We start from the raw sequence: 25,767 nt of genomic DNA on the forward strand, positions 1-25,767 counted from the left end.
AACTACACAAGTTACGAAAATCTGGATTAAAAATGTTTGTAATGGTTCTTTCTTTGGTTTGGTGATCATAGCGCAAGTGAAACACCCAGCCCCATCCCGAACCTGGCAGTTAAGCACTGTTGCGCCGATGGTACTGCGTCTTAAGGCGTGGGAGAGTAGGTCATCGCCAAACCTAACAAAGAACCAATACTCTATATTCGATTATCATACATTAGGCCGCTACGAGCTCAGCTCGTGGCGGCCTTTTTGTGTCTATACCACCTGAAATCTTAGTGCGCGGTGCGAGGCGTGGGGTCTGCTGCGCCGCAGCTACAGATAGCCCCCCTCTGAAACCGGCTATCCTGAGAGCCGCATCATAATCGCACCCCCTGAAATCTGCCCGTCCCAATTGACGCCATGGACCACAACGCAGCAGACCTCACCTACCTCCCCTAAACAAAATCAACCAAACCCCAAATCCGCCCTTGCAGACAACACAACCCCAAACTAAACAAACCAAGTTGGCGCGGGATGGAGCAGCCCGGTAGCTCGTCAGGCTCATAACCTGAAGGTCGTAGGTTCAAATCCTACTCCCGCAACCAACGATAACCGACACCCCGCCCGTAATACGGCGGGGTTCGTCGTTTGTAGGTCCCGATAACTCCAAGATCGCGGCCAATTCTCTATAAAGTACAATGTGATGACCATCTTGAGTGAACTCTGCTGGATCCAGCAGAGCATAAGTCACAAGACCACGCAAAAGCTCCTCTAAGAATAAGATCGACAGTGGGCAAGACGTAAGGGACAGTAGGGAGGGGAGGCCCAGAATAACAACATGGTCACTAGGGATTAAAACCAATACGAAGCTACAGCTTCTCCATGAACTGCTGTTTCAGAATTTCACCAAAAGCATGTGCGTATCGATCTGTGGCTGTTTGCTGGGCAACGACGTAGCCAAACTCTATTGTCAACTGCTGTTCCCATGGGATTAACACGATACCGTTTGCCAGTTCGGGATCCATCGATACAGTATCTGCAAACGTAAAGCCGAGCCCCTGACGAACCAGCCTATATGCCGCATTACACACGGAAACTTCATAGGTAGGTATAGGCAATCCCGTGACCTGTTGGTCAATCAGGCGTCGCAGTACCGTAGAGTCATCGAGCGCAACATAGGGAACGTCACACAGGTCCTTCGGGCCGAGGGACGCGCGTGATGCCAGCGGATGATCATGCGCAAGCGCGATACGCAGGGTCGTTGCCCCAAGCGGGTGGGGAGTGAGTTTTTCCACAGGAAATGGCAAAGCTGAAACGCAAACATCAAAACGCTGATGCATAATCCGACGACCTAAATCTCGTCGTAGCATAATTTCCAGCTTTACAGGTTGATCCGGATATTGATTTGCAAATTCGGCGATAGCCGGAAGTACAAGGCCGTTCGCGATCCTAGTCTGTGAAACAATACGTAGGGGACTACGAACCTTCTGCTTCATCTGTTCGAACACAGCGGGAAGGTCATCAATCTGCGCAAGCAAACTGAGTGCTTCGGGGTAGAAGGCTTCGGCCTGCTGTGTCGCGATCAGGCGTTTTTGATCGCGACCAAACAAAGCGACATCAAACTGCTCTTCCAAAAGGGAGAGTTGACGGCTTGCGGCGGATTGGCTGAGGTTCATCCGCTCAGCGGCACGCGCTAGGGTGCCTTCTTCCATCACGTAAACAAAAAGGCGGAGAGCACGGATATTCAATGTTCCAATTTCTCGATTTATAGATGCGATAATTGCGTTTTTTATATGTGACACCTTTTGCTAAACTTAACCAGTAAAGTAAACGGCGCGTTAGTTCAGACGCCGATGTCTGTGGGAGGACACGGGGCTTTGTAATAATTCAGGCGGGAATTGTTTGATTTGTCGCAAAAGAACCTGTGGCGGCGCAGAGAATCCTAGGCTAGATCAAGGATATGAATTGGACTTTGCCAAATATCCTGACCGTCTTGCGCCTATTTGCGGCCTTTGGCGTCGTCATAATGTTCTTGTATTTCAATCGGCCTTGGGCGGATTGGTTTGCGCTGGTTTTGTTTGGCCTTGCCGCGCTGACAGATTTTTTTGATGGCTACCTTGCGCGCTTGTGGAACCAAACGAGCCGCTTTGGTGCGATGCTTGATCCGATTGCCGACAAAGCGATGGTGGTAATTGCGCTGCTGATTATTGTTGGCTTTTCTGGGATGGACCCGTGGCTGCTCTTACCTGCGAGCGTCATCATATTCCGTGAAGTGTTTGTAAGTGGCTTGCGTGAGTTTTTGGGTGATGACGCCAAAACCCTGGCGGTTACCAAGCTTGCGAAATGGAAGACGACCGCGCAGATGCTGGCTATTGCGGTTCTCTTTTCGAAGGGTGCGTTTGAACATTACTTCATTGAACAGACTGTGGGCATGACGTCTGAGATGGTTGATGGTATTTTGGCAGGGGAAATCGAAGATGTTGTTGGTTTGCGCTGGAAAGAAATGGGCTGGCACCTGAGCTGGTCCGTAGGTTTGGTTCTTCTTTGGGTTGCGGCGTTGTTGACGTTGATCACAGGCTGGGATTATTTCCGTAAATCGCTACCATTTCTGAGAGATCCGCAATGAATGTTGTTTATTTCGCATGGGTTCGTGAACGTATTGGCCTGCCTCACGAGCAGATCACGACGGATGCTGCAACAGTAGCTGAGCTGGTCGATGAGTTGCGCGCACGTGAAGCCCGTTATGAGGCGGCATTTGCAGATATCAGCGCGCTGCGTGTTGCGGTTGATCAAGAGTTGTCTGATTTTGACGCATCACTGAAAGATGTTCGCGAGGTTGCCTTCTTCCCACCCATGACAGGCGGCTAAGGGCGATGGACATTCGTGTGCAGCAGGAACGTTTTGATGCGGGTGCTGAGCTGAATGGTTTTGATCCGAACGGTGCAGGCGCTGTTGTCACATTCACGGGTTTGGTCCGCGACGTGGCGGGCGGGCTTGAGGAAATGCTGATCGAGCATTATCCGGCGATGACCGAAAAAGCGTTGCGCGAAATTGCGGCTGAGGCGGAGGCGCGTTGGCAATTAAGCAACGTCCTCGTGATCCACCGCTTTGGATCGCTACAGCCTGATGAGCCGATCATGATGGTGGCCACGGCCAGTCGTCATAGGGATGCAGCCTTTGAAGCTGCTACGTTTTTGATGGATTATCTGAAGTCTCGCGCGCCGTTTTGGAAAAAAGAAACAACGGCCACTGGTGAGAACTGGGTGGAGAGTACCGTAAAAGACGAAGAGGCGCTGAAACGCTGGTAGGTCGCTACTTTGCTTTGTTGGCGCGTTCGATATAGGCGCGCAATTCTTCAGCCTCGTGCCGTGCATCGCGCAAACCATCCATTGCGGCCCGCAGTTCAGCTTCGGTTTGGGCCATCTGGTTGCTCATTTCGGCTTCGCGCTGTTGCAAATATGCTATTGCTTGGTCGCGGGTTTCTTCGGCTTCATGCAAAGACTGCGCAAGCTTATCCAGCTCGCCGACGTCAGATTGTGACACGCGGGTGAAACGGCTGATCAACCAATGGGCGAACCATCCCAGAATGAATGCAACAAACAGGATGGCCGCAATTGCCACGATAAACTCAGTTCTGTTCATTACTCTTGTCCTGTCTCGTCGGTTGCGGGCTCAGCTTCAGTCGCTTCGGCCTTATCGGTGGTGTTTGCTGAAAGGGTGAATTCAATGCGGCGGTTTGCTTCACGGCCTTCTTCGGTTCCATTATCAGCAATCGGTGTTGCTTCGCCATAGCCAACCGCTGTCAATCTTTCCGGCGGAATGCGGCGGGTCACAAGAGATGTGCGCACAGCATCCGCGCGGCTTTGCGAGATGCGCGCATTCAGCTCTTCACTACCTTGGCTATCGGTGTGCCCTGCAATTTCAACCGAAACATTCACACAGGCCTTTAGCACCTCGGCAATTCGGTCAATCGTGGTGCGGCCTGCGTCATCAACTGTGCTGGAGCCAGGCTCGAACGTAATTTTGGTTTGCGCAAGGATCGCATCAATTTGCGCGACGCATTCTTCGGGGGTGGGGATAGACGCGATCGGGTCCAGTTCTTCTTTATAGTCCACGTCAATCTTGAAAGTGCCTTCGCCATCAAGCTTATCGGCCAGAATGCGGCTGATGATGGACCGGCTGCGCGTATCACCAGTGTTGCCGCGTACTTGGATAACGTCCCCCTGAACAATCACAGCGCCGTTGTTTACCTCTGACAAGGCTTCAACTGCGGTAAGAACGCGCAAGGGCCAGCCATCTGGCAGACCTGCTTCAACCTTGGTTGCGTTGTAAACGCGGTCGGCACCAAACTTCGCAAGTGCGAGGCTTTCCACAGATGATTTCAGGAACTCGCTGCTGACCGCTCCGCGCAGTTGCACTTGGCCTTCAGGCGACAATGTGGCCAGAAATTCCAGCTGCTCAGTGGCGTCGTTCGCGGCGGGGTCTGGCACATAGATGGCTTGAAGCGCGAACACTTCGGGCAGTTCGTTTTCTAGATCAGATGCAATTGAGTTGAACTTTTCTTCATCAAAACCGGCGGGGCTTTCGAGCGTGACGTCTGTGTCGGAGATCGTGATGCCGCCGCCGCCCATCTCGGACACTGCCGCGATTGCCGATGCACCAGCACGGCCCCAACGCGGGCTCGGCATGCCAAGGCCCAAGACGCAATCTACATCACCAGTTAGCCCTGCACTACGTGCTGCACCAACCAATTGTCCGCGTACTTGTTCGGTTCCTGCAGCGCAGGCATCAAATTGCGCGGTGCCTTGCGCGTCAATAATGAAACGCAGGGTATAAGGCGAAATGACGGGGCGTGGTGCGGTTATGCTGAGGTCCAGTTCAAGCCCTGCGGGCAACTCCCCCTCAAGAATTTCCTCAACGCGGGCTTTTTCCTCTTGGCTGTCGGTTGCAGCGATAATCGTGACACGCTCTGCGGTGATTGAAACTTTTGAGCGATCAAGGTTTTGCATTGCCGCCAAGCCAAAGCGCGTAGCGTCCTCCCAGCCGTTGGGCACGGGATAGTCAGCAACCTCTAGCAGGTCTGAGACTTCTGCGCCGCGTGCCGTGCGCGCAATGTCACGGACTAAATCATCACGGTCAACTTCAGCGGGGATCAACCCGATCAACGATAGGCCACCGTCATTCTTGAGTAGCTCAATGGAAAAATCCGGCGCGCGGGTCTGATCAACTTGCGCAATCACAAAGTTATCAATCAGGCGCGATGCATCCACTGCGGTGCTGGCAACTGAAAGCGCCCTGAAACGTGCGGCTTCATCTGGGGCTTCGCCTGACAAGATCACACTTAGCCCATCTGTTTCGATACTGGCCCAAGGGACGCTCTCTTCTGAAAACACTTGATCAACCGCAAGCGCAGAGCGGTCTTCCACCAATCGGACCACAGCATTCGAGGCTAGGACCGCCCCTGCAGCACCCAAAGTAAGGGCACCAATCGTAGAAATCAGGGCGTTCACAGTCATTATGCGTCATGTTCCGTATTAGAGAATGCCAACCTTTACGATGCCCCGTCAGCAGGCGCAATCAGAGCAAAGCAGCAACGGCAAAAAACAGCACAGGGAGCAAGCCTGCGTTCCGGTTCGAGCGGAACAGCATGATCAAGCGGTCACTGTCATCTGGTATAAAGCGCGTAAGTTGCCACGCCAGATGCCAGCCAAGCGCCCATGCGCCACCCAAAGCCACGACCACAGCCAAAACATTACCGCATGGTACGGTGACCATCATGGAGGCTGCGCCAATAATGACGACGGTTAACACCAAAAAGGCACGTAGCCATTTAGGGCTATTGTCTCCGAACAATCGTGCGGTTGACTTCACGCCGATCAACGCGTCGTCTTCGGTGTCTTGGTGGGCATAGATCGTGTCGTAGAAAAGCGTCCAGAAAATGCCGCCGACATAAAGTAGAACCGCGGGCCAGCCCAAGCTGCCGGTGTGCGCCGTCCAAGCCAGCAGGGCGCCCCAGTTGAAGGCAAGCCCCAAGAATACCTGCGGCCACCAAGTGAACCGTTTGGCAAAGGGGTAGATCGCCACGGGCAGCAGGGCCGCTATGCCTAATATAATCGCTGCGGTGTTGAAGCTGAGCAAAATGGCAAAAGCAACAAGGCACTGGACGACCAGCCAGATCAGCGCGGCCTTCACTGTCACTTGTCCTGACGGAAGTGGCCGCGACCGTGTGCGCGCAACGGAGGCGTCGATGTGACGGTCTGTGATGTCATTCCATGTGCAACCTGCGCCGCGCATCAGCCACGCACCCGCACTGCATCCCGCCGCAATCCACAGATCAGCCAGTGACGCGCGCCCCGTAGACAAGATTGCCAAGGCCAAGCCCCACCAGCACGGCAACAGCAAAAGCCATGTCCCGATCGGGCGATCCGCACGGGCCAGCCGCAAAAACGGGCGTGTCGCGCGCGGTGCAAATCTGTCGACCCAATTGTCTTTTACGGCATCTGCTACTTGGCCTTGGGGTGTGTCAGTCATAGTGTACGCTCCATGGCGAAAGTTCGTTTATATGTAGATCACCCGCTGGGGCAGGATCAAACGGTTCCTTTGGAACAATCACAAGCGCACTATTTATTTGGTGTGATGCGATTGGCAGTGGGGCAGGTGATTTCTGTTTTTGACGGTGTGAAAGGCGAATGGGACGCAGAAATCACGCAAGCCGCCAAGCGTGGTGGGCTTTTGACCTGCGTGGCGCAGACCCAAGAACAAAGCGTGCCGGCTGACCTTTGGTTGATGTTTGCCCCGATCAAAAAGGCGCGCACGGATTTCATCGTTGAAAAAGCAGCCGAGATGGGCGCCGCACAAATTCTGCCCGTTCAAACCCAGTTCACCAACGCAGAGCGGATTCGCCAAGACCGGTTGCAAGCGCATGCTGTTGAAGCGGCCGAGCAATGCGGCGGAACTTATGTGCCCACCGTGGCCTCTTTGCAAAAGTTAAGCGCGGTTCTGGACGGATGGGATCCGGCGCGACAGCTGATCTTTTGCGATGAAACACTGGTGGGGCGCGCAACGGCTGGCCTATCAAGTCTTGCTTCTGCACCCGCTGCTATCTTGATTGGGCCGGAGGGGGGCTTTTCACCCGAAGAACGGGCCCGCTTGCTTGGGCTACCTTTCGTGCAGACTTTATCGCTTGGGCCTCGCGTGTTGCGCGCAGATACGGCTGCTGTTGCCGCGCTGACGCTGTGGCAGCAAAGCAAAGGGGATTGGACATGAATTTTATCCGCCCCGAGGTTGCAGCTTTTCTGGTGAAATGGCGTGAAGTTCTTATGGGCTTAGGTCTTGTGTTGTTTGGGCTTTACGTGGCGGTGACTTCTTTCGGTTTAACGCCTTGGGCAGGCGGCCTTCTGATGATTGTTGGTGCTGCGGTGATCGTACAAGGCGTGCAGCGTGCACGTTTTCCGTTTGGCCGTGGTGGCGCAGGCGTTGTCGAGGTCACCGAAAGGCAGATCGCATATTTTGGACCTGACGGAGGCGGCGTCGTTTCTATCAATGAGTTGATCCGCGTTATGATCCACAAGCACCGCGGTGTTTTGCACTGGCAATTCGATGCGCGCGGCGCGCCGTCGCTGACCGTGCCCAACAGTGCCGCGAAAGCAGAGACTTTATATGATGCGCTTGCGTCCCTCGACGGGGTTGATCTTGATGCGGCGCGCCGCGCTATGGCCGAGGATGTGCCGATGGTCTTGATCTGGCAGTCCAAAGATGCCCGTGCGCACACGGCTGTGCAGTAACGCCCATTGACAAGCGCGTCTGGCGAGGCCACGCACATTATACCTTGATCCACTCCAGCGGAGACTTCGCGTATGTCTATTCCACAAAGCGGCGGCGGCCCAATCGAACACCACGATGATCTTGCGGCGCTTTTGGAGAAAGGCTGCAAGCCGAAGGATGCTTGGCGCATTGGGACGGAGCATGAGAAATTTGGATATTGCCAGGATAGCCATCTGCCTTTGCCCTATGAGGGCGAGCGGTCGATCAAGGCAGTCCTAGAAGGGCTTCAAAGGCGCTTTGGATGGTCTCCGGTGGTTGAGGCGGGCAACATCATTGGCCTTGAAAAAGACGGTGCAAACGTCAGTCTTGAACCGGGTGGCCAGCTTGAGTTGTCTGGCGCACCACTGGAAAATATTCACCAAACTTGTGATGAAGTGAACACCCACCTCGCGGAAGTGCGCGCGATCGCGGATGAAATTGGCGTTAAGTTTATTGGCCTCGGTGCAGCCCCTGAATGGAGCGGCGCGCAAATGCCCGTCATGCCCAAAGGCCGCTATAAACTGATGACGGATTACATGGACCGCGTTGGGACGCACGGCAAACAAATGATGTACCGGACCTGCACTGTTCAGGTGAACCTCGACTTTGGTTCCGAGGCGGACATGGTGCAAAAGCTGCGCGTCGCCTTGGCTCTTCAACCTGTTGCCACGGCCCTTTTCGCAAATTCACCGTTCTTTGAAGGTAAGCCAAACGGTCATAAATCTTGGCGGAGCCGTATTTGGCGCAATCTGGATGATGCGCGCACAGGCACGCTTCCGTTTGTGTTTGAGCAAGGGTTCGGGTTTGAGGCTTGGGTGCAATATGCGCTCGATGTGCCAATGTATTTTGTCTACCGCGACGGAAAGTACGTGGACGCCTTGGGAATGTCGTTCCGTGATTTTCTTAAGGGGCAGCTGCCTGCGCTCCCTGGTGAAAAGCCGACGCTGTCTGACTGGGCCGATCACCTCACAACAATTTTCCCCGAGGCGCGGATCAAGCAGTTCTTGGAAATGCGTGGAGCGGATGGTGGCCCATGGCGCAGACTTTGTGCGCTTCCTGCGTTTTGGGTTGGTATTTGTTACGATCAAAACGCGCTGGATGCGGCGTGGGATCTTTGCAAAGGCTGGAGCGCTGAACAACGTGAAGCGCTTCGCGTGGCCGCATCGGTAGACGGGTTGCAGGCTAAGGTTGACGGTATCGTTATGGCTGATCTGGCGCGTGAGCTGGTTGCCATTGCCGAAGCTGGCCTGAAGGCGCGCGGCAAAGCGGGCGCAGGTGGCATGGTTCCTGATGAGACGCACTTCCTGAACGCATTGCATGAGACGCTTGAAACAGGCATGACGCCAGCGGATGAATTGCTTGCGCGCTATAACGGTGAATGGGGTGGTGATCTGTCTCGCATCTACGGCGAATACAGCTACTGATTACTTGCTACCGATTTTACCTTCGGTGCCTTTCAACAGGCGCTGAATGTTTTCGGTGTGCCGCCAAAAGATAAGTAGAGCCAAGATGATCAGGAAGGGCACCATGAGTGTTCCTCCCAGTGCGGCTGCATAGACCGGCGCAAGCGCGCTGGCGATCAATGCCGACAGGGACGAATATCTGCTGAGTGCGGCAATGACGAGCCAAGTGGCGCCAGCAGCCAATCCAACAGGCCAGCAAGCGGCGAAAATTAGGCCAAAGAAAGTGGCGACGCCTTTACCGCCTTTGAAGCCCAGCCATACTGGATAGCAATGACCGACAAATGCGGCCAGTCCCGCCACCAGTCCTGCGAGTTCTCCGAAAAGAGCACCGGCAAGTAAGACAGCAATGCCCGCTTTGCCTGCATCAAGGATCAGGGTCAGAAAGGCAGCAAGTTTGTTTCCGGTGCGCAAAACATTTGTCGCACCAATGTTACCGGACCCGATTGCCCGTAAATCACCAAGCCCGAACACTTTGGCCATCACAATACCAAACGGAATTGCGCCAAAGAGATAGCCTGCAAGTGCGGCAAGAAGGAGGGTGATAATTGTCATAGGGTGCCGTGGACCAGTTCACCTTCAACAAGTGTTGCGATGATCCGACCTTCCATGCGTTGTCCGTCGAATGGCGTGTTCTTGGATTTCGATTTCAGTTTGAAGCGATCCATAATGAACGGTGCGCTGGGATCAAACACCACCAGATCGGCAGGGGCACCAACTTCAAGGCGACCTTGCGCAAGGCCTAACCGGTTTGCGGGGTTTAGTGACAGGGCAGCCCAGAGCGTCGGTAGATCGATCATCCCAGAATTGACGACCCTAAGCGCTGCAGGAAACAGGGTCTCAAGAGCAACCGCACCGCTCGCGGCTTCCTCAAATGGCAGGCGCTTGCTTTCCTCATCTTGGGGGGTGTGCATGGAATGGATGATGTCGATAGTTCCATCCGCAAGCGCCTCAATCATCGCAATGCGGTCATCTTCGCAACGTAGAGGAGGCTTGATCTTAAAGAACGTGCGGTAGTTGGCGACGTCCAGTTCGTTCAGCGTTAAGTGATGGATGCTAACACCTGCCGTCACATCCAGACCATTCGCCTTGGCGCGTTTTAGGGGTGGGATCGCACGTGCAGTGGTAATCTGATCGGCGTGATATTTCGCACCGGTCATTTCGACCAGCGCGATATCACGATCAAGGCCCATACGCTCGGCCATAGGTGAGACAGCCGGCAGCCCCCGCAACGATGCGAATTTGCCGCTTGTCGCACAGGCGCCTTTGCTCAGGGTTGGCTCTTGCACGTGGCCGATGACCAGTGCGCCAAGTGATCGTGCGTAGGTCAATGCGCGTTGATAGACTTTGGTGTTGGTGATGACGTGATCGCAATCTGTGAACGCTACTGCGCCTGCGTCTTGCAGAAAACCGATCTCAACCATTTCGCTGCCTGCGCGTCCCTTTGTTAGGGCGGCCATCGGGTGCACTTTGACGGGGCTGTCTTTTTCTGCGCGCTTTGCGATGAACTCTAACACTTCGGGTGTATCAATGGCGGGGTCTGTGTCTGGGCGCGTTACAATTGTGGTGACCCCACCTGCCGCTGCCGCAGCGCCCGCAGAAGCATAACTCTCTTTGTGGCGCTCTCCTGGCTCACAAATTTTCACGCCAATATCAACGATACCTGGTGCAAGGCATGCCCCGTCCAGATCGACAATAGTCCCAACCTGCGGGCCATCGATCGCTGTGATTTGTCCGTTGGCTACCGTGAGGCCGCCGAGAGCATCGGTGCGCGTTGCGGGGTTGATCAGGCGGGCGTTGATATAGGTCGTGGTCATTTCGTCTTTATCCTGCGATCCAGATCATAAGGCCAACAAGGGCAAACATCGTCAGCAATGCGTAGGTGGCGATCATGCCGCTCATCGCCGCGTCACTTTTCTTCTTTTTCGGCTTACCCCCGAGGCTGGTGTCATCCACCTCTGGCGGGGTGACAGCCGCATCGCTTTCTAAGGTGATGGTGGGCGTTTGCGCGCCTGCTTCTTTGAAAGCACCAATTGGTCGCAGCGGGTGTTTGTGGGCGAGTGATGTCATTTGCCCTGCGAATGCCTTGGACAGAACCACGACGACATAGCCGTCTACATCCACAATTCGTTCTGCGTAGGGGTCGATATCACGCGATGCTATGCCAAGGCCGGTTTCCATATAGCCGCGCAGGCCGATGTCTTCGAGGTCATTGACGCTAAAGATTTCGACAAAATCTGTATCTAGTTCGGGGGCGTTAAGGGCCTGCTGTACGTCATATGCCGTTAGGGCTTTCGCGTCAGCCGCAGGGAGAGCGACCTCATAGAGCCGCACGATGCCGGCTTCGTCGGCGTCAACGTGTTTGAGCCAGCTCATGTTGCAACCCCTTGGGCTGTTTCGCGGCTGGCTTGGACAAGCAATTCCATCGCGGCCATCCGCACAGCGACGCCCATTTCGACTTGCTCCTGGATGACCGAACGGTTGATGTCATCGGCAAGTTCGCCGTCGATCTCAACACCTCGGTTCATTGGGCCTGGGTGCATGACAATTGCGTCGCTTGCCGCGTTATCCAGTTTTGCCTGATCCAGACCATAGCGGTGATAATACTCACGTTCCGACGGGATAAAGCCACCGTCCATCCGCTCGCGCTGAAGGCGCAGCATCATCACAACATCAACGTCTTTAAGGCCTTCTTCCATGTTGTCGAACACCTCTACGCCAAAGTGGTCAATCTCTGCGGGCATCAACGTGGGCGGTGCAATCAGGCGAATGCGGTTTTCCATCTTGCCCAACAACATAATGTTTGAGCGCGCCACACGGCTGTGAGCGATATCGCCACAAATTGCGATGTTGAGACGATGAAGCCGCCCCTTGCGCCGCCGAATGGTCAAGGCATCCAGAAGCGCCTGCGTGGGGTGTTCATGGCGTCCATCGCCCGCGTTTAGCACTGCGCAATTTACCTTTTGCGATAACAGATCAACCGCGCCGGAATGAGGGTGGCGCACCACCAGCAAATCGGGGTGCATTGCGTTCAGGGTCATCGCCGTATCAATCAGCGTTTCGCCCTTTTTGATCGAGCTGGCCTGCATGGCCATGTTCATCACATCCGCGCCGAGACGTTTGCCTGCCAACTCAAAGCTTGCTTGGGTCCGCGTCGAATTCTCGAAGAACATATTGATCTGCGTCAGACCCGCCAACACATCGGAATGCTTGTGAGGCTGGCGGTTTAGCGCAACATATTGGTCCGCCAGATCAAGAAGGGTCGTAATCTCATCAGGGGCGAGTTGTTCGATTCCAAGCAGATGTTTGGCGCGCCATCCCATGTCTTAAGTCCCCTCAACATGATGTTCAGCGCCTTATATGAGCCCATCCAAAGCGCGGCAAGGTGTTTACCATCTCAAGGGCTGCGCATAAGTTTAGCCGCATGGAATCATTGGATTGGCACAGCGGCCTTGCCGCGCTGGAGTGGCAGGTGGAGTTGGGTGCTGATGAATGCATCAGTGACGCGCCGATCAACCGCTATGACGTGCCTGCAGAAGCGCCCAAATTAGCTGCAAAAGGGGTTAAGCACGCAGCACCTGTTATTACCCCGAAATTAGATGTCGTCGCCGAGGCGCAAAAAGCCGCACAGGCCGCGTCTAATCTGGATGAGTTGAAAGCCGCAATGGCGGGCTTTGAGCATTGTGATCTGAAAAAAGGCGCGCAAAATTTGGTGTTCAGTGACGGCATTGTGGGCGCGCCGTTGATGGTTGTGGGCGAAGCACCGGGCCGCGAAGAGGACATTGCAGGCAAGCCTTTCATTGGTGCTGCTGGTGCCATGCTTGACCGGATGTTGGGCGCGATTGACGTTTCGCGCACAAAAGACGTCTACATCACAAACGTTATCCCGTGGCGGCCCCCGTCTAATCGTGATCCAAAGTCGCTTGAGATTGCGATGATGCAGCCTTTCCTTATGCGTCATATCGCGCTGGCGGCTCCAAAAGTTTTGATCGCGATGGGCAACATCAGTTGTCAGGCCCTGCTTGATCGCAAAGGCGTGACCCGCTTGCGCGGCACATGGGCCGAGGCAGCAGGATTGCCGTTGATGCCGATGTTCCATCCAGCATATTTGCTTCGTAACCCCGCCGTAAAGCGCGAGGCGTGGGCTGACCTGCTTGATGTGCGCGCGCGCCTGAAGGGAAATGGCCCATGAGTTCAGCCAGTCGAATTGATGAAACGCGCGAATTCATAGTGGTGCGCATTGCCGTGCTCACGGTCAGTGATACGCGCACGTCTGACGATGACCGCTCCGGCGATACGCTTGTCGCGCGTCTCGAAGCGGCAGGTCACCAATTGGCCGCACGTAGCATCGTGAAAGATGATCGGACGGAGATCGCGAATATCCTGCGCGCTTGGTGTGATGATGAGGCCGTTGACGTGATTATCTCAACGGGGGGCACGGGCCTGACTGGGCGGGATGTCACCGTTGAGGCACACAGGGACGTTTACGAAAAAGAGATCGATGCGTTCGGCACAGTTTTTACCCACGTGAGCATGGCAAAGATCGGCACCAGCGCGGTGCAATCTAGGGCGACTGGCGGCGTTGCGAACGGGACGTATTTGTTCGCACTCCCGGGCAGCACTGGCGCGTGCAAAGACGCGTGGGACGAGATTTTGGTCAAACAACTCGATTACCGCCACCGGCCGTGTAATTTTGTAGAAATCATGCCGCGCCTTGATGAACACAAGCGCCGGAAGTGAAGTTTTTGTGCAGATGACCGACGGAAACGCGGCTCTGGTTCGTTAAAGATTTGGTAAAATGCCAAAAGGGCCTAAGTCTATCCGTAGACAATTAGGATAATGCGATGCGATTCTTGTTGCGTAGCCTCATGGGCATGGTGATGTTGGCGTTGACGGCAGGCTTGGTAAGCTTTGCTGGCTACTCGGTGGTGAGCGCTGTGCGCGAAAAAGCGGCACAAACGCCGTTCGCCAGACCAGCACGCGAGCGGACATTTACAGTAAATGTTGTTCCATTTGAGCCGACAACAGTTGTGCCAGAAATGACTGTGTTTGGTCAGATCGAGAGCCGCCGCACCCTTGATTTGCGCGCCGCCGTCGCAGGTCCCGTTATTGAAGTTTCACCTAACTTTACGGAAGGCGGTCGTGTTTCAGAGGGTGAGTTGTTGGTACGCATCGACCCGTTTGAAGCGCAAACTGCGTTGGCGCGTGTCAAAGCGGACGTATCTGATGCGCTTGCCGAACAGCGCGAGGCAACAGCGGCTTTGCTTTTGGCAAAAGATGATCTGGCTGGCGTGACTGCACAGCGCGATTTGCGCAGCCGCGCGCTTGTGCGGCAGCAGGACCTAAAGGATCGCGGTGTCGGCACAGATGCGGCTGTTGAGGCTGCTGAATTAGCGGTAGCTGCGGCTGATCAAGCTATCTTGACCCGCAGACAAGCGGTGCAGCAGGCGCAGGCACGTGTGGACCGTGCCGATGCGCAAATTGAGCGACTGGATATTTCGCGCATGGAGGCAGAGCGTCGTCTAGCAGACACGCAGATCCGCGCAAAATTTGATGGCACCTTGGCGGACGTGGCTGTGGTGGAAGGTACGCGTGCCGCACAGGGGGCAGCGCTTGCGCAGCTTGTTGATCCTGCACAACTGGAGGTAGCTTTTCGTCTGTCCACGACCCAATATGCACGGCTTTTGGATGATGCTGGCGCTTTGACGCAAGCGCCGGTCACCGTCACGCTCGACGTTCTGGGCACCGATATGAAAAGCAGCGGCGTGATTGCTCGCGAAGGTGCAAGCGTTGGTGAAGGGCAAACGGGCCGATTGGTATTTGCGCGCCTCAATGACCCACGCGGGATGCGCCCGGGTGATTTCGTCAGCGTTAGTATTGCAGAGCCCGCGTTGAACTGGGTTGTCAGCCTGCCCGCTGCGGCGGTGAATGCCAGTGGTGAGCTGCTTGTGCTGGGTGAGGATGAGCGCTTGGAAGTAGTGCAGGCTCAGGTTCTTCGTCGTCAGGGCGATTTCGTATTGGTCCGCGCACGTAATATGGAAGGCCGCGAGGTCGTGACTGCGCGGTCTCCGGTTCTGGGCGCGGGTATCAAAGTCCGTCCGCTGCGCGCTGATGCCGTTGTGGAAGAGCCGCAAACCGTTGCGCTGACGCCGGAACGACGCGCCAAGCTTGTTGCATTTATCAATGCCAATACGCGCATGCCCAAGGCAGCTAAAGACAGAGTTTTGGCCCAACTCAATCAGGACGTGGTTCCTGCCCGCGTGGTTGAGCGGATTGAAGCACGGATGGGCAGCTGATGCGCGATATTGGTGTATCCACAGGCGGGGTCCTGTCGTATTTTACGCGGCACAAAACGGCCGCGAATTTGTTGTTGGTCGTTATGCTTGTGTTGGGGGCGGCGTCGCTGCCTAAAATGCGTGCGCAGTTTTTCCCTGATGTTGTTGTCGACAACGTTACGGTTTCGGTGGGCTGGCAAGGTGCGGGCGCCGAAGACGTCGATGCGGCAATCGTACAGGTGGTTGAGCCTGCGTTGTTGGGCGTTGAGGGTGTGCAAAGTTCACGCGCGGTCTCTCGCGAGGGCAGTGCGTCCGTCACGTTGGATTTTGAGCCCGGCTGGGACATGTCGCGTGCGGCGGATGATGTGCAGGGTGTTGTTGATGCGATCAGCACGTTGCCCGAAGACGCCGATGATCCGCGTGTGCGGCGCGGTACGTGGCGCGACCGCGTTACGGATGTTGTAATCACTGGACCCATTGGTGTTGAGCAGCTTGGGCTGTTGGCTGATGAATTTGTGAACCGCCTTTTTGCTAAAGGGGTGACGCGCGCTACCATTCGCGGTGTTGCGGCTCCCAACACGGTTGTTGAGGTGAACCAAACGGATTTGATCCGTTTCGATGTGACCATGGCCGACATCGCCCAAGCCATTGGTGCTGAGGTCACGGCTGACCCTGCAGGTGATGTGGGCGCTACGGCGCGTGTGCGAACGGGTGTTGCGAAACGTGATGCGCGCGCGATTGCAGCGATTGTTTTGCGTTCTGATGTGGGGGGCACTGCGCTGACGATTGGTGATGTAGCGCAGGTCCGCGTTGAGGGCATTGACCGCGAGCGTGCCTACTTCGTAGGTGATGCACCTGCGCTTTCCATTCGTGTGGATCGCTCGGATCAAGGGGATGCGATTAACATCCAAGAACAGGTCCAAAGCGTGGCCGATGAAATGTCGCTCAATCTACCTGCGGGGGTTAGCGTTGAGTTGATCCGTACCCGCGCCGAGGCTATCAGTGGCCGCCTCAATATCTTGATTGAAAATGGCCTTACGGGATTGGGCCTTGTGGTGTTGCTGCTATTTTTGTTCCTGAACGCCCGTACTGCGTTTTGGGTTGCTGCGGGCATTCCAGTGGCCATGCTTTCGGCGATTGCCATCATGTATGCGGCTGGTTTGACAATTAATATGATCAGCCTGTTCGCGCTTATCATTACGCTTGGTATCGTCGTTGATGATGCGATCGTTGTGGGTGAGCACGCTGATTTCAGAGCGCGACGGCTTGGTGAGACCCCGGTCGTTGCGGCCGAAAATGCAGCCCGCCGAATGGCGTCTCCTGTGTTCAGCGCCACTGTGACGACTGTCATCGCATTCTTTGGCCTTGTGGCGATTGGCGGGCGATTTGGTGATTTGATCAGCGATATTCCCTTTACGGTGATTGCTGTTTTGATTGCTTCTTTAGTTGAGTGCTTCTTGATTTTGCCGCACCACATGGCGGGTGCGCTGGCGCATGGGGACAAATTGCGTTGGTACGATTTGCCAAGTCGGACTGTGAACCGCGGGTTTGATTGGTTCCGCGAGACCCTGTTCCGCCCGTTCATTGCGGGTGTGATCAAAGCACGTTACCCCGTTTTTGCAGGCGCACTTGTGATGCTGGCGTTGTCCTCTGTGTTGTTTATCAAGGGCGATGTGCAGTGGCGTTTCTTCAACGCGCCTGAACGTGGTTCGGTCACGGGTAATTTCGCGATGGTGGATAGTGCTGTGCGGGCTGATACGCTGGCGCAAATGCGGTTGATGCAAAAGGCGATTGATGAGTTGGGCGCAGAAGTTGAAGCCCGTATCGGGGCAAATCCTGTTGATTACGTTTTGGGCGAAATTGGCGGAAACGCAGGGCGGGCCATTTCAGGTTCTGAGACAAAAGAGAAAGATCAATTAGGCGGCGTGAGTATTGAGCTTATCGATGCGGACCTGCGGGTCGGCTATTCAAGCCGCGATTTTGTGTCTGATTTGCAGGACCGCGCTGCACGCCACCCACAGCTTGAGGCAATTAGTTTTCGCAGTTGGGGCAGCGGCCCGGGTGGTGGCGATGCGATTGACGTTCAGTTTTATGGCGCTGATGCGCAGACACTGAAAGACGCAAGCGACGCCCTCAAAGAACAGCTTGTTCAGTTCCCTGAAGTAAGCGCTGTAGAAGATGATCTGCCTTATGACAAAGAGGAGCTGATCCTTGAGTTGACGGCAAAAGGGCAGGCTTTGGGCTTTACCATCGACGGGCTTGGCCGTGATCTGCGTGCTCGTCTAAATGGCATTGAGGCGGCTACTTATCCGGTTGGTGCGCGCAGTGCGACGATCCGTGTAGAGTTGCCCGAAGCCGCTTTGACCCAAGACTTTCTGAGCCAGATGTTGGTTCGCTCGGCTACGGGGCAATACGTACCGCTTGCTGATATCGTTGAGGTTGAGCGGCGCACGGGATTCCGTACGGTGAACCGTGAAAACGGTGTGGCATTGGTGTCTGTTACCGGTGAGCTGAACCAAGATGATGCCGCCCGTGCCAATGAAATTCTTGATACTATTCGCGAAGTAATCCTTCCCAAAATTGAAGCGGACCTGCGCGTGTCTTACGAGTTTTCTGGTGCATCTGAGGACGAAGACACGTTTTTGAACGATGCGCGCCTAGGGTTGATGCTATCACTTCTTGGCATCTTTTTGGCCCTTGCGTGGGTCTTTGGCAGCTGGACGCGGCCCGTTGTTGTTATGGCCATTATTCCGTTTGGCTTGATCGGAACAATCTATGGCCATTGGCAGTGGGGGGTTCCGTTGTCGATGTTCACAGTTGTCGGGTTGATCGGGATGATCGGGATTGTGATCAACGATTCAATCGTTCTTGTCACAACCGTTGATGACTATGCCAAAGATCGAGGCCTTGGACCGGCAATCATTGACGGGGTGTGCGACCGCTTACGGCCTGTATTGTTGACCACGTTGACAACCGTGTTGGGCCTGATGCCGCTGCTTTATGAAACTTCAAGCCAAGCACAGTTCTTGAAGCCAACCGTGATCACGCTTGTCTACGGTCTAGGCGTTGGGATGGCGCTTGTTTTGTTAATCGTGCCGTCATTAATCGCGATGCAAATGGACGTGCGCCGTTTGTCAGAAGCAGCAAGACGCGCCGTCAGTGCGCGGGGGCGTTTCGGGGCACGTGCGCGCGGTGTTGTGCTACCAGTTTTGGCGCTTGGTCTGATGGTTGCGTTGGGCTTTGCGGCAACACTTGGTTCGGTCATGGCGACTGGAAATTTGGCGTGGGGTAGTGCGGCAAGCGCGGTGGCCGCGCTCGGTTGGTTTGCGGGAATTGTTTTGGGTGCGGGTGTGCTGGTCTTTGTGGCGACAGCGATCATGTTCACTATGCGCCCCAGCAAAAAGGTCAGTGGCGCTTAACCGCCTGTGCATCCTTTGATTTCCACAGCCTGACCACCGGCTAAAACAGTCATAATGACGCCGCTTCGGTCTATGCTGAAGGGTTTGCCATTCGCCTCAAGCAGCGTTGCAGTTGCCGAAATTGTACTGCCAGTCCGGATAGTTTCGGCCTCCGATACCCACACATTTGGATTGGCCACCTCAAGCACGCTTATTTCGCCGAGGCCTTGTTTGGGCAATGTAACAGATGCCGTTAAAACAACGCCGTCGTCTGCAGGCGTGATGGTGCAGACGGGCCGTTTGGCGCCCGCCTCACGCGCGCTTAGGGGTTGCTCAAGAAGTGCGGCGGCGATCTGCCCATCAAGCGCGCCAACTTCGGGTAGCCGCCCATCAAACCGCAGTGTTGTGGGGATACAGATATCTTTGCACACACCGATTTCTGCCTTGCCCTTGATCCGCATACTGCCATCGTTTTTCGGACTTACAGTAATCGGGATAACCACTTGATCAGTGTAGCCCAAAGTGCGCATCCCGTTTTGAACATGCACATCAGGGACGGGCCAGTGAAATTTCACAGCATCAACGTTGCGCGTGCCGCCCCAATGAAACGCAGGCGGTACACCTGCGTCGCCCGGACTGCGCCAATATGTGTGCCATCCATCCGCCAGGGTGATCCGCAGTGCCGCCATATGCGTGCCGTCGGCCTCACGCCACCCGCCGAGCACATCAATAGAGGCCGCATCGCTTGCAGCATCTGAGGCGATCGCGGCTGTGCACCCAAAAAGGGTGGCCACAAATGTGGCTGCGTATTTTGTCAGGGCCTTCGTCATAGCATCCACTACATACGCAGCTTGCCGCGTTTTGGAAATCACGTTCACGACAAGGATATGTCAGTGATGCGCGCTTGCCGATGGTTCTTTGGTGTCTCATGGTGATGACATGAGCGACCCAAATTTTCCTCTAACCACCTTGGTAGGTCACGTACTGATCGCAATGCCCGGCATGGATGATCCAAGATTTGCCGGCAGCGTGGTCTATATTTGCGACCATACGTCTGAAGGTGCGATGGGGCTGATCCTGAATAAGCCGACCAAGAAGGTGACATTCAAAGGACTGCTAGAGCATCTTGAAATTGAGCCGCTTAAGCCTGTTGAGAGCGTGCCAATGTATTACGGTGGTCCAGTTGAACAGGGGCGCGGCTTTGTATTGCACAGTGGTGATTATGCCGGCAACGACAGCACCTTGCAGGTATCAGATAGCGTTGGAATGACTGCAACGCGGGATATTTTAGAGGATATTGCCGTAGGCGTTGGGCCGCGCAGCATGGTTATGGCGATGGGCTACGCGGGATGGAGCCCCGGCCAACTGGAAGCTGAAATATCGATGAACGGGTGGCTTACGGTTGAGGCAGATAGCGCGCTTGTTTTCGATACGCCAAGCGATGACAAAAGATCAGTCGCGCTTGATATGCTGGGGATTGATCCGCGGCTTTTGTCGGTAGTTGGCGGACAGGCCTAGGTCACCTTAATCGCGCGGTGCAGCGGCCCGGCGCAAGCGGTCGTTGATAGCGCGGCCAAGTCCGTGATCTGGAATAGGTGATACGGCGATCGGCTGGTCAAGGCGATCAAGACTGTGCAGATGGGTGAACAAATTGGCCGCCGCTTCCCGCAGATCTGCGCGTGGCGATAGGTTAAGATCACATTGCACTTCTCCGAAACCCAACAGCACTTCGCCGGCCTCGGCTCTGGCGGCATCCATGCGTAACGCTTGGCGCGGCGCGTAATGGCTGCTTAGCTGGCCGGGGGCGGCGATGGCGGCGGGTGTCGTGTCGTGGGAAAGTGGGCCGGTGATTGCTTCGATGTCACGCAAGGCCAATCCGCCAAACCGCAAAACAGTTGGTGTGGGTGCCACAGCAACGATTGTGGACTCCAAGCCCACGCTGCAAGGGCCCCCTTCTAACACGGCGTCAATTCGGCCGCTTAAGCCGTGCATAACGTGCTGGGCTGTTGTGGCACTGATGCGACCTGACGGGTTTGCGGAGGGCGCTGCGATCGGGGTGCCTGCTGTGCGCAAAACGTCGCGGGCTTGTTCGTGGTCAGGCACGCGGATTGCCACGGTTGAAAGGCCTGCGGTGACCAGATCGCAAATGCCTGAATTGGGCCTCAGAGGCAGCACAAGTGTTAAGGGGCCGGGCCAAAATGTGGCGGCAAGGCGTCGTGCGATCTCGTTCATTTCCACGTAGGGTTCGGCATCGGCAAGGCTTGGCACATGGATGATCAGCGGATTGAAGCTTGGCCGTCCTTTTGCCTCATAAATGCGCGCCACGGCGGTTGCGTTCGTTGCATCGGCGCCAAGCCCATAGACGGTCTCGGTTGCAAACCCCACCAACCCGCCTTGGGCCAAAAGTGTGCCTGCGTCTTGGGCGGTCTTGAGCAGTTTCGTTTCCATCTATGACGCCGCGTTCCCATTGATTGAGGTCGGTGGCCGTGCGATGCTGTGGCCGTGCAAACTGACTTACGCTTATGGGGTTGGATTGCCAAGCCTGCGTAAATTACCGGAGTTTTCATGCCATACGTCGCGCCTGTTGCTGAGTATAAATTTTTGTTCGACCATGTTGTTGGGTTTTCAGACATCTGTGCAACGGCCCGTTTTGAGGACGTGAGCAGCGACATCACCGACGCGCTTTTGTCTGAGGCTGGTAAAGTCTGCGAAGAAGTTTTGGCCCCGCTGCAGCGGGTAGGTGATATTCAGCATGCGGTGTTGAAAGACGGCGTTGTTGTCATGCCCGATGGCTTCAAAGAGGCGTATCGTGCCTTGGCGGATGGCGGTTGGATGGGAATTTCGGCGCACCCTGATGGCGGCGGGATGGGCCTGCCGCTAACGCTGACCTCAGCGGTGAACGAGATGATGGCGAGCGCGTGCCTGTCGCTTCAATTGAACCCGCTGATGACCCAAGGCCAGATTGAGGCGCTTGAAGCCCACGCGGATGACAAGATTAAGCAGACATATTTGCCCAAGCTGATCAGTGGTGAATGGTCCGGCACGATGAACCTGACCGAGCCACAAGCAGGCAGTGATGTTGGCGCGCTGACCACCAGAGCGGTGCCGCGCGGGGATGGAACGTTCGAGATTACGGGGCAAAAGATTTACATCAGCTACGGTGATCACGACATGGCGGAAAATATTTGCCATCTTGTTTTGGCGCGCTTGCCAAATGCACCTGCTGGCACCAAGGGTATTAGCCTTTTCATGGTCCCGAAGTATCTACCCGATGATAATGGCGATGCAGGCCAAGCCAACGCGCTGCATGTGGTCAGCCTTGAGCATAAGATGGGCCTGCACGCGTCGCCCACTGCGGTGATGCAATATGATGGTGCGACTGGTTGGCTTGTTGGGGCGGAGCATGCGGGCATGGCGGCAATGTTCACCATGATGAACAACGCCCGCGTCGGTGTGGCAATTCAAGGCACAGGAGTTGCAGAAGGGGCGCTTCAACACGCGTTAAGCTATGCGCGGGACCGCAAGCAAGGACGCACGAACGTATCAAATGATGCTGTCGCTACTGGCACTATTGTTGACCATGCAGATGTGCGTCGGATGTTGGTTGCGATGAAAGCTGATCTATTTGCGGCGCGCGCGATCGCTCTGTCCTGCGCTGCGGCGATTGATATGGGAACGGCCACCAGGGATACCTTTTGGCACGCACGGGCCGCGTTTCTGACGCCAATCGCCAAAGCATTTGGAACCGACGTTGGCATGGCCGTGGCGGCTGAGGGCATTCAGGTGCACGGCGGAATGGGTTTCATTGAGGAAACAGGTGCCGCTCAATACAGTCGTGATGCGCGCGTCACCGCTATTTACGAGGGCACAAACGGCATTCAGGCGATGGACCTTGTGGCCAGAAAACTGGCCGACGGCGGAGATGCCGCTTTTGCGCTGATCGAGGAAGTGCAAACCCAAGCGGAAAGCTGCCGCGGTACGCATGAAGGTCTTGCTGGCCCTCTTTGGGAGGCGTCCGAGACTTTGCGCGAGACAACCGAGTGGATGGTTTCACAATCAGATAGCAACCACCGCTTTGCCGGTGCCGTACCTTATTTGCGCGGGTTTGCACGGGTTCTTGGGGGGCATTATCACCTTAAGTCGGCACTTGCTGCGGGACCTGATAGTGGCCGCGCGCGACTTGCGAGGTTCTACATCAAGCGGTTGTTGCCCGAGCACGCAGGCCTTCTTGCCCATGCGCGCGAGGGAGCCGATGATCTTTATGCGCTTTCCACCGAGGACCTGCTCGCCTAGACCTGTGCCATGACAAAACTGGCCTATCCATTCGCGCAAGCGCCCGCCGAGGGTGAAGCAATCGAAGTCGCTCAAGGTGTGCTGTGGATGCGTTTGCCGCTACCCATGGCGCTTGATCATGTGAATGTTTACGCCCTTGATGATGGCGACAGTTGGACGATCATCGATACGGGGTTTACGTCTAAGCGGAGCCGGAGTATTTGGCGCGCGTTGAGGGATGGCCCTTTGGTCGGCAAGCCGGTTAAACGTGTTATCGTCACCCATCACCATCCCGATCATGTGGGTCTTGCGGGCTGGTTTCAGTCCGAATTTGGTGCAGAACTTATTTGTACCCGGACAACATGGCTTTTCTCCCGCATGTTGCAACTGGATGCGCAGGACAGGCCGACTGCGCAAACAGTTGATTTCTGGCATCGTGCTGGGATGGCGTCTGATATTCTTGAACAACGCCGCAATGAGCGGCCCTTCAACTACGCTGATTGTGTCGCGCCGATGCCCCTTGGCTACACGCGCATTCAACAGGGTGGATCTATCATTATGGGCGGGCGTACCTGGGACATTCACATCGGTAATGGGCATTCCCCTGAGCATGCAACGTTCTGGAGCCGTGATGACAATTTGGTAATTTCTGGCGATCAGATCATTGCTTCAATCAGCTCAAACATTGGTGTCTACGCGACCGAGCCGGAGGCGGACCCTGTTGCTGATTGGCTTGAGGCGTGCGAGCGTTTGGGCGCATTGGCCCGCGACGATCATTTTGTTTTAGGGGGTCACAAGTTGCCATTTACAGGCTTGCCCGTGCGGATGCGGCAGTTGATTGAAAATCACCACGGCGCACTGCGCCGCCTAGAGGCCCATTTGTCAGAGCCGCGAACTGCGGCGCAGTGCTTTATGCCATTGTTTAAACGGCAGATTGTAGGCGGCGAATACGGGTTGGCGCTTGTTGAGGCCCTCTCGCACTGCTTACATCTTTGGCATCACGGGCGGGCAACGCGGACCATGTCTAAGGATGGTCAGTGGCTGTTTCAGCGGGTGACAGACACCGCTTAGCGATTGGTGATTTTGTCATTTAGGCGGCGGATAATGTTGCCAGCGGTCTTTTCGAATAGGGCAGGAATGATTGCGTGCACTGCAGCGCAAAAAGCGGCCGCCATCAGCCAAAATGCAAACGTCGCTGCAAAGCGCATATGCTCAAAATAGGTCTCGTTCACTGAGGCAGGATGATCAGAGAAAAGGGCAGTGAGGACACGGGTCATATCAGGCTCCGACAGGTGTTGGGGTGGTTGTGTCTTTACTATGGCTGCGCGGTTATGAGGCTGTGTCCCAAAATATACTGTCAAAATGGGTAAAGTTGGGATAAAATCCCAATTATGGCTAATTTAGATTCTATTGATAACGCTTTGCTAGCTGCTTTGCAGGACGACGCTACTGTTAGTCTTGATCAGTTGGCCGAACATGCAAACCTGTCTCGTAATGCGTGCTGGCGGCGAATAAAGGCGATGGAGGCGACGGGGTTGATACGCAAGCGTGTGACGCTGCTTGATCCAGAACAGGCGGGCTGCCCGCTTTTGGTTTTTGTAATGGTGCGGACGAATAATCACGATGCGGAATGGATGCGTTTGTTCAACCGTGCTGTCAGCTTGTTTCCTGAAATTGTTGGTGCACACCGAATGACCGGTGATCTTGATTATGTCCTGCGCGTGCGTGTCGCGGATGTTGCGGCGTATGATCGGTTTTACAAAAAGTTTATCGCGCAGGTTGCGGTTTCCGATATCTCTGCAAGCTTTGTTATGGAAGACATCAAGGATACCACTGCGTTGCCGTTATGATGGTGCGGTGTGGGCGTGTAATTGGCGGAGGAAGTAACGATGGATAACGTGATCAAAACAAGCGCGGACGCATTGGAAGATGATGTGTTGCCAAAGATGCGCGCCGCAAGCGCGGCAGGCACCGAGGATGAAGAACTGCCATCCGCAATGACCCAAGCGGTCAGTAAGAAAAGCCCCGCACAATGGGCTTATGAACGGGTGGTTTTGTACCTTAAGAAGTTTGAAGAAACGCTTGACGCCGAGCATGAGGCGGCAATGGGTTTCGCGGGTGGCGAGGCAGGCGTGCTGCGGATTGAAGGCATGGGATATTTTGACCCTGATATTGTTACGTTCTACGGCACGGACGCAGCAGGCGCCAAGACGCAGTTGGTACAGCACGTCACCCAGCTTAATGTGATGTTGCGCGCAATTCCCAAAGAGGTTGACGCGCCTGAGCCTAACCGGATTGGCTTCCGCCTTGCCGAGCAGCTTGAAAAGCCTGTTGCCTAAGCCGGTGTGAGCAGTGTCGCAGGGGCAGTGAAATCACTAGAAATGCGTGCAAATATGCTTTATGCGCGCCTCAAGAATACTTAGCTAAACGGGAAATTAGACATGGCTGATGACAAGCACGAGCACGGTAAAATGGACATCGAAGTCCAAGAGAAAACTTTTGCGGGCTTCGTAAAATTCACAACGTGGAGTGTGGTGATCATCATTGCGACGTTGATCTTGCTCGCCATTATTGGCGGATAAG

27 protein-coding genes, 1 tRNA gene and 1 rRNA gene are annotated in these 25,767 nt (G+C 55.3%); 18 read left to right on the forward strand and 11 right to left on the reverse strand.

Annotated elements, in window-relative coordinates:
- The first annotated feature begins 57 nt into the window (after positions 1 to 57).
- Positions 58 to 172 (forward strand): 5S ribosomal RNA (gene rrf, locus NIG5292_RS06985).
- A 332-nt stretch (positions 173 to 504) separates the two neighbouring features.
- Positions 505 to 581: transfer RNA gene (locus NIG5292_RS06990), tRNA-Met, on the forward strand.
- A 264-nt stretch (positions 582 to 845) separates the two neighbouring features.
- Here the strand turns inward: NIG5292_RS06990 and NIG5292_RS06995 are convergent.
- Positions 846 to 1,778, reverse strand: coding sequence for a LysR family transcriptional regulator (locus NIG5292_RS06995; RefSeq protein WP_267884462.1), 933 nt, complete (start codon positions 1,776 to 1,778; stop codon positions 846 to 848).
- 158 nt (positions 1,779 to 1,936) lie between these two features.
- Here NIG5292_RS06995 and pgsA point away from each other — a divergent pair, with 158 nt between their 5' ends.
- From pgsA to NIG5292_RS07010, 3 genes are read left to right on the forward strand one after another with little or no spacing between them, the layout of a single operon-like run.
- Complete coding sequence (gene pgsA, locus NIG5292_RS07000) at positions 1,937 to 2,602, forward strand: CDP-diacylglycerol--glycerol-3-phosphate 3-phosphatidyltransferase (protein WP_048598816.1); 666 nt, start codon at positions 1,937 to 1,939, stop codon at positions 2,600 to 2,602.
- Positions 2,599 to 2,844, forward strand: coding sequence for a molybdopterin converting factor subunit 1 (gene moaD / locus NIG5292_RS07005; RefSeq protein ID WP_048598817.1), 246 nt, complete (start codon positions 2,599 to 2,601; stop codon positions 2,842 to 2,844). The genes pgsA and moaD overlap by 4 nt, the downstream gene beginning before the upstream one ends.
- A 5-nt stretch (positions 2,845 to 2,849) precedes the next feature.
- Positions 2,850 to 3,284, forward strand: coding sequence for a molybdenum cofactor biosynthesis protein MoaE (locus tag NIG5292_RS07010; protein WP_048598818.1), 435 nt, complete (start codon positions 2,850 to 2,852; stop codon positions 3,282 to 3,284).
- 4 nt (positions 3,285 to 3,288) lie between these two features.
- Here NIG5292_RS07010 and NIG5292_RS07015 read toward each other — a convergent pair whose 3' ends face one another.
- The 3 genes from NIG5292_RS07015 to ubiA all read right to left on the reverse strand — a co-directional run bounded on the left by NIG5292_RS07015 (position 3,289) and on the right by ubiA (position 6,507).
- Positions 3,289 to 3,618 carry a hypothetical protein gene (locus NIG5292_RS07015; RefSeq protein ID WP_048598819.1) on the reverse strand — a complete coding sequence of 110 codons (330 nt, stop codon included), beginning with the start codon at positions 3,616 to 3,618 and terminating at the stop codon, positions 3,289 to 3,291.
- Positions 3,618 to 5,492, reverse strand: a complete 1,875-nt coding sequence (locus NIG5292_RS07020; RefSeq protein ID WP_053084846.1) for an OmpA family protein — start codon at positions 5,490 to 5,492, stop codon at positions 3,618 to 3,620. Before NIG5292_RS07020 ends, NIG5292_RS07015 begins: the two co-directional genes overlap by 1 nt.
- A 61-nt stretch (positions 5,493 to 5,553) precedes the next feature.
- Positions 5,554 to 6,507, reverse strand: a complete 954-nt coding sequence (gene ubiA, locus NIG5292_RS07025; protein WP_048598820.1) for a 4-hydroxybenzoate octaprenyltransferase — start codon at positions 6,505 to 6,507, stop codon at positions 5,554 to 5,556.
- 12 nt (positions 6,508 to 6,519) lie between these two features.
- On the opposite strand from ubiA, the gene NIG5292_RS07030 reads away from it, so the two are divergent.
- The 3 genes from NIG5292_RS07030 (at position 6,520) to NIG5292_RS07040 (ending at position 9,203) form a co-directional block, all read left to right on the forward strand.
- A complete protein-coding gene (locus NIG5292_RS07030) occupies positions 6,520 to 7,242 on the forward strand; it encodes a 16S rRNA (uracil(1498)-N(3))-methyltransferase (RefSeq protein WP_048598821.1) in 723 nt (240 codons plus the stop codon).
- Positions 7,239 to 7,760 carry a hypothetical protein gene (locus NIG5292_RS07035; RefSeq protein WP_048598822.1) on the forward strand — a complete coding sequence of 174 codons (522 nt, stop codon included), beginning with the start codon at positions 7,239 to 7,241 and terminating at the stop codon, positions 7,758 to 7,760. Before NIG5292_RS07030 ends, NIG5292_RS07035 begins: the two co-directional genes overlap by 4 nt.
- 72 nt (positions 7,761 to 7,832) lie before the next feature.
- On the forward strand, positions 7,833 to 9,203 hold the full coding sequence (locus NIG5292_RS07040) for a glutamate--cysteine ligase (protein ID WP_048598823.1): 1,371 nt from the start codon (positions 7,833 to 7,835) through the stop codon (positions 9,201 to 9,203).
- Here NIG5292_RS07040 and plsY read toward each other — a convergent pair whose 3' ends face one another.
- Genes plsY through NIG5292_RS07060 form a run of 4 tightly spaced genes read right to left on the reverse strand, consistent with a single transcriptional unit; the run spans position 9,204 to position 12,562 of the window.
- Positions 9,204 to 9,794, reverse strand: coding sequence for a glycerol-3-phosphate 1-O-acyltransferase PlsY (gene plsY, locus NIG5292_RS07045; protein ID WP_048598824.1), 591 nt, complete (start codon positions 9,792 to 9,794; stop codon positions 9,204 to 9,206).
- Entirely contained in the window at positions 9,791 to 11,056 is a 1,266-nt protein-coding gene (gene pyrC, locus NIG5292_RS07050) for a dihydroorotase (protein ID WP_048598825.1), read from the reverse strand. Before pyrC ends, plsY begins: the two co-directional genes overlap by 4 nt.
- Positions 11,057 to 11,063: 7 nt before the next feature.
- Positions 11,064 to 11,615: a hypothetical protein gene (locus tag NIG5292_RS07055; protein ID WP_048598826.1), complete on the reverse strand. Its 552-nt coding sequence runs from the start codon at positions 11,613 to 11,615 to the stop codon at positions 11,064 to 11,066.
- Positions 11,612 to 12,562 carry an aspartate carbamoyltransferase catalytic subunit gene (locus NIG5292_RS07060; protein WP_048598827.1) on the reverse strand — a complete coding sequence of 317 codons (951 nt, stop codon included), beginning with the start codon at positions 12,560 to 12,562 and terminating at the stop codon, positions 11,612 to 11,614. Before NIG5292_RS07060 ends, NIG5292_RS07055 begins: the two co-directional genes overlap by 4 nt.
- A gap of 101 nt (positions 12,563 to 12,663) precedes the next feature.
- Between NIG5292_RS07060 and NIG5292_RS07065 the strand changes: the two genes are divergently transcribed.
- The 4 genes from NIG5292_RS07065 to NIG5292_RS07080 all read left to right on the forward strand — a co-directional run bounded on the left by NIG5292_RS07065 (position 12,664) and on the right by NIG5292_RS07080 (position 18,933).
- The gene (locus tag NIG5292_RS07065; protein ID WP_048598828.1) at positions 12,664 to 13,431 is read left to right on the forward strand and encodes a uracil-DNA glycosylase; all 768 of its coding nucleotides are present in this window, start codon (positions 12,664 to 12,666) and stop codon (positions 13,429 to 13,431) included.
- On the forward strand, positions 13,428 to 13,979 hold the full coding sequence (gene moaB, locus NIG5292_RS07070; RefSeq protein WP_048598829.1) for a molybdenum cofactor biosynthesis protein B: 552 nt from the start codon (positions 13,428 to 13,430) through the stop codon (positions 13,977 to 13,979). Before NIG5292_RS07065 ends, moaB begins: the two co-directional genes overlap by 4 nt.
- Positions 13,980 to 14,083: 104 nt before the next feature.
- Entirely contained in the window at positions 14,084 to 15,535 is a 1,452-nt protein-coding gene (locus NIG5292_RS07075) for an efflux RND transporter periplasmic adaptor subunit (protein WP_048598830.1), read from the forward strand.
- The gene (locus NIG5292_RS07080; RefSeq protein ID WP_048598831.1) at positions 15,535 to 18,933 is read left to right on the forward strand and encodes an efflux RND transporter permease subunit; all 3,399 of its coding nucleotides are present in this window, start codon (positions 15,535 to 15,537) and stop codon (positions 18,931 to 18,933) included. Before NIG5292_RS07075 ends, NIG5292_RS07080 begins: the two co-directional genes overlap by 1 nt.
- On the opposite strand, the gene NIG5292_RS07085 is transcribed toward NIG5292_RS07080, so the two are convergent.
- Positions 18,930 to 19,742 carry a protein-disulfide reductase DsbD domain-containing protein gene (locus NIG5292_RS07085; protein WP_053084847.1) on the reverse strand — a complete coding sequence of 271 codons (813 nt, stop codon included), beginning with the start codon at positions 19,740 to 19,742 and terminating at the stop codon, positions 18,930 to 18,932. The two genes, NIG5292_RS07080 and NIG5292_RS07085, sit on opposite strands and share 4 nt — an antisense overlap.
- A 109-nt stretch (positions 19,743 to 19,851) precedes the next feature.
- On the opposite strand from NIG5292_RS07085, the gene NIG5292_RS07090 reads away from it, so the two are divergent.
- The gene (locus NIG5292_RS07090; RefSeq protein ID WP_048598832.1) at positions 19,852 to 20,430 is read left to right on the forward strand and encodes a YqgE/AlgH family protein; all 579 of its coding nucleotides are present in this window, start codon (positions 19,852 to 19,854) and stop codon (positions 20,428 to 20,430) included.
- Between the two features lie 6 nt (positions 20,431 to 20,436).
- Here NIG5292_RS07090 and NIG5292_RS07095 read toward each other — a convergent pair whose 3' ends face one another.
- Positions 20,437 to 21,360, reverse strand: a complete 924-nt coding sequence (locus NIG5292_RS07095) for an L-threonylcarbamoyladenylate synthase (RefSeq protein ID WP_048598833.1) — start codon at positions 21,358 to 21,360, stop codon at positions 20,437 to 20,439.
- Between the two features lie 117 nt (positions 21,361 to 21,477).
- Here NIG5292_RS07095 and NIG5292_RS07100 point away from each other — a divergent pair, with 117 nt between their 5' ends.
- Both NIG5292_RS07100 and NIG5292_RS07105 read left to right on the forward strand, forming a co-directional pair.
- Positions 21,478 to 23,205 carry an acyl-CoA dehydrogenase family protein gene (locus tag NIG5292_RS07100; RefSeq protein ID WP_048598834.1) on the forward strand — a complete coding sequence of 576 codons (1,728 nt, stop codon included), beginning with the start codon at positions 21,478 to 21,480 and terminating at the stop codon, positions 23,203 to 23,205.
- A gap of 9 nt (positions 23,206 to 23,214) precedes the next feature.
- Positions 23,215 to 24,255, forward strand: a complete 1,041-nt coding sequence (locus tag NIG5292_RS07105; protein ID WP_048598835.1) for an MBL fold metallo-hydrolase — start codon at positions 23,215 to 23,217, stop codon at positions 24,253 to 24,255.
- Here the strand turns inward: NIG5292_RS07105 and NIG5292_RS07110 are convergent.
- Positions 24,252 to 24,461 carry a DUF6356 family protein gene (locus NIG5292_RS07110; protein ID WP_048598836.1) on the reverse strand — a complete coding sequence of 70 codons (210 nt, stop codon included), beginning with the start codon at positions 24,459 to 24,461 and terminating at the stop codon, positions 24,252 to 24,254. The genes NIG5292_RS07105 and NIG5292_RS07110 overlap by 4 nt on opposite strands.
- 114 nt (positions 24,462 to 24,575) lie before the next feature.
- Here NIG5292_RS07110 and NIG5292_RS07115 point away from each other — a divergent pair, with 114 nt between their 5' ends.
- The 3 genes from NIG5292_RS07115 to NIG5292_RS07125 all read left to right on the forward strand — a co-directional run bounded on the left by NIG5292_RS07115 (position 24,576) and on the right by NIG5292_RS07125 (position 25,766).
- The gene (locus NIG5292_RS07115; protein ID WP_199555578.1) at positions 24,576 to 25,034 is read left to right on the forward strand and encodes an Lrp/AsnC family transcriptional regulator; all 459 of its coding nucleotides are present in this window, start codon (positions 24,576 to 24,578) and stop codon (positions 25,032 to 25,034) included.
- Positions 25,035 to 25,073: 39 nt separating this feature from the next.
- Positions 25,074 to 25,523: a DUF6173 family protein gene (locus NIG5292_RS07120; RefSeq protein WP_048598838.1), complete on the forward strand. Its 450-nt coding sequence runs from the start codon at positions 25,074 to 25,076 to the stop codon at positions 25,521 to 25,523.
- Positions 25,524 to 25,625: 102 nt separating this feature from the next.
- Entirely contained in the window at positions 25,626 to 25,766 is a 141-nt protein-coding gene (locus NIG5292_RS07125) for an aa3-type cytochrome c oxidase subunit IV (RefSeq protein ID WP_048598839.1), read from the forward strand.
- The last annotated feature ends 1 nt before the right edge of the window (position 25,767 follow it).

It is taken from the genome of Nereida ignava (assembly GCF_001049735.1).
Lineage (GTDB): Bacteria > Pseudomonadota > Alphaproteobacteria > Rhodobacterales > Rhodobacteraceae > Nereida > Nereida ignava.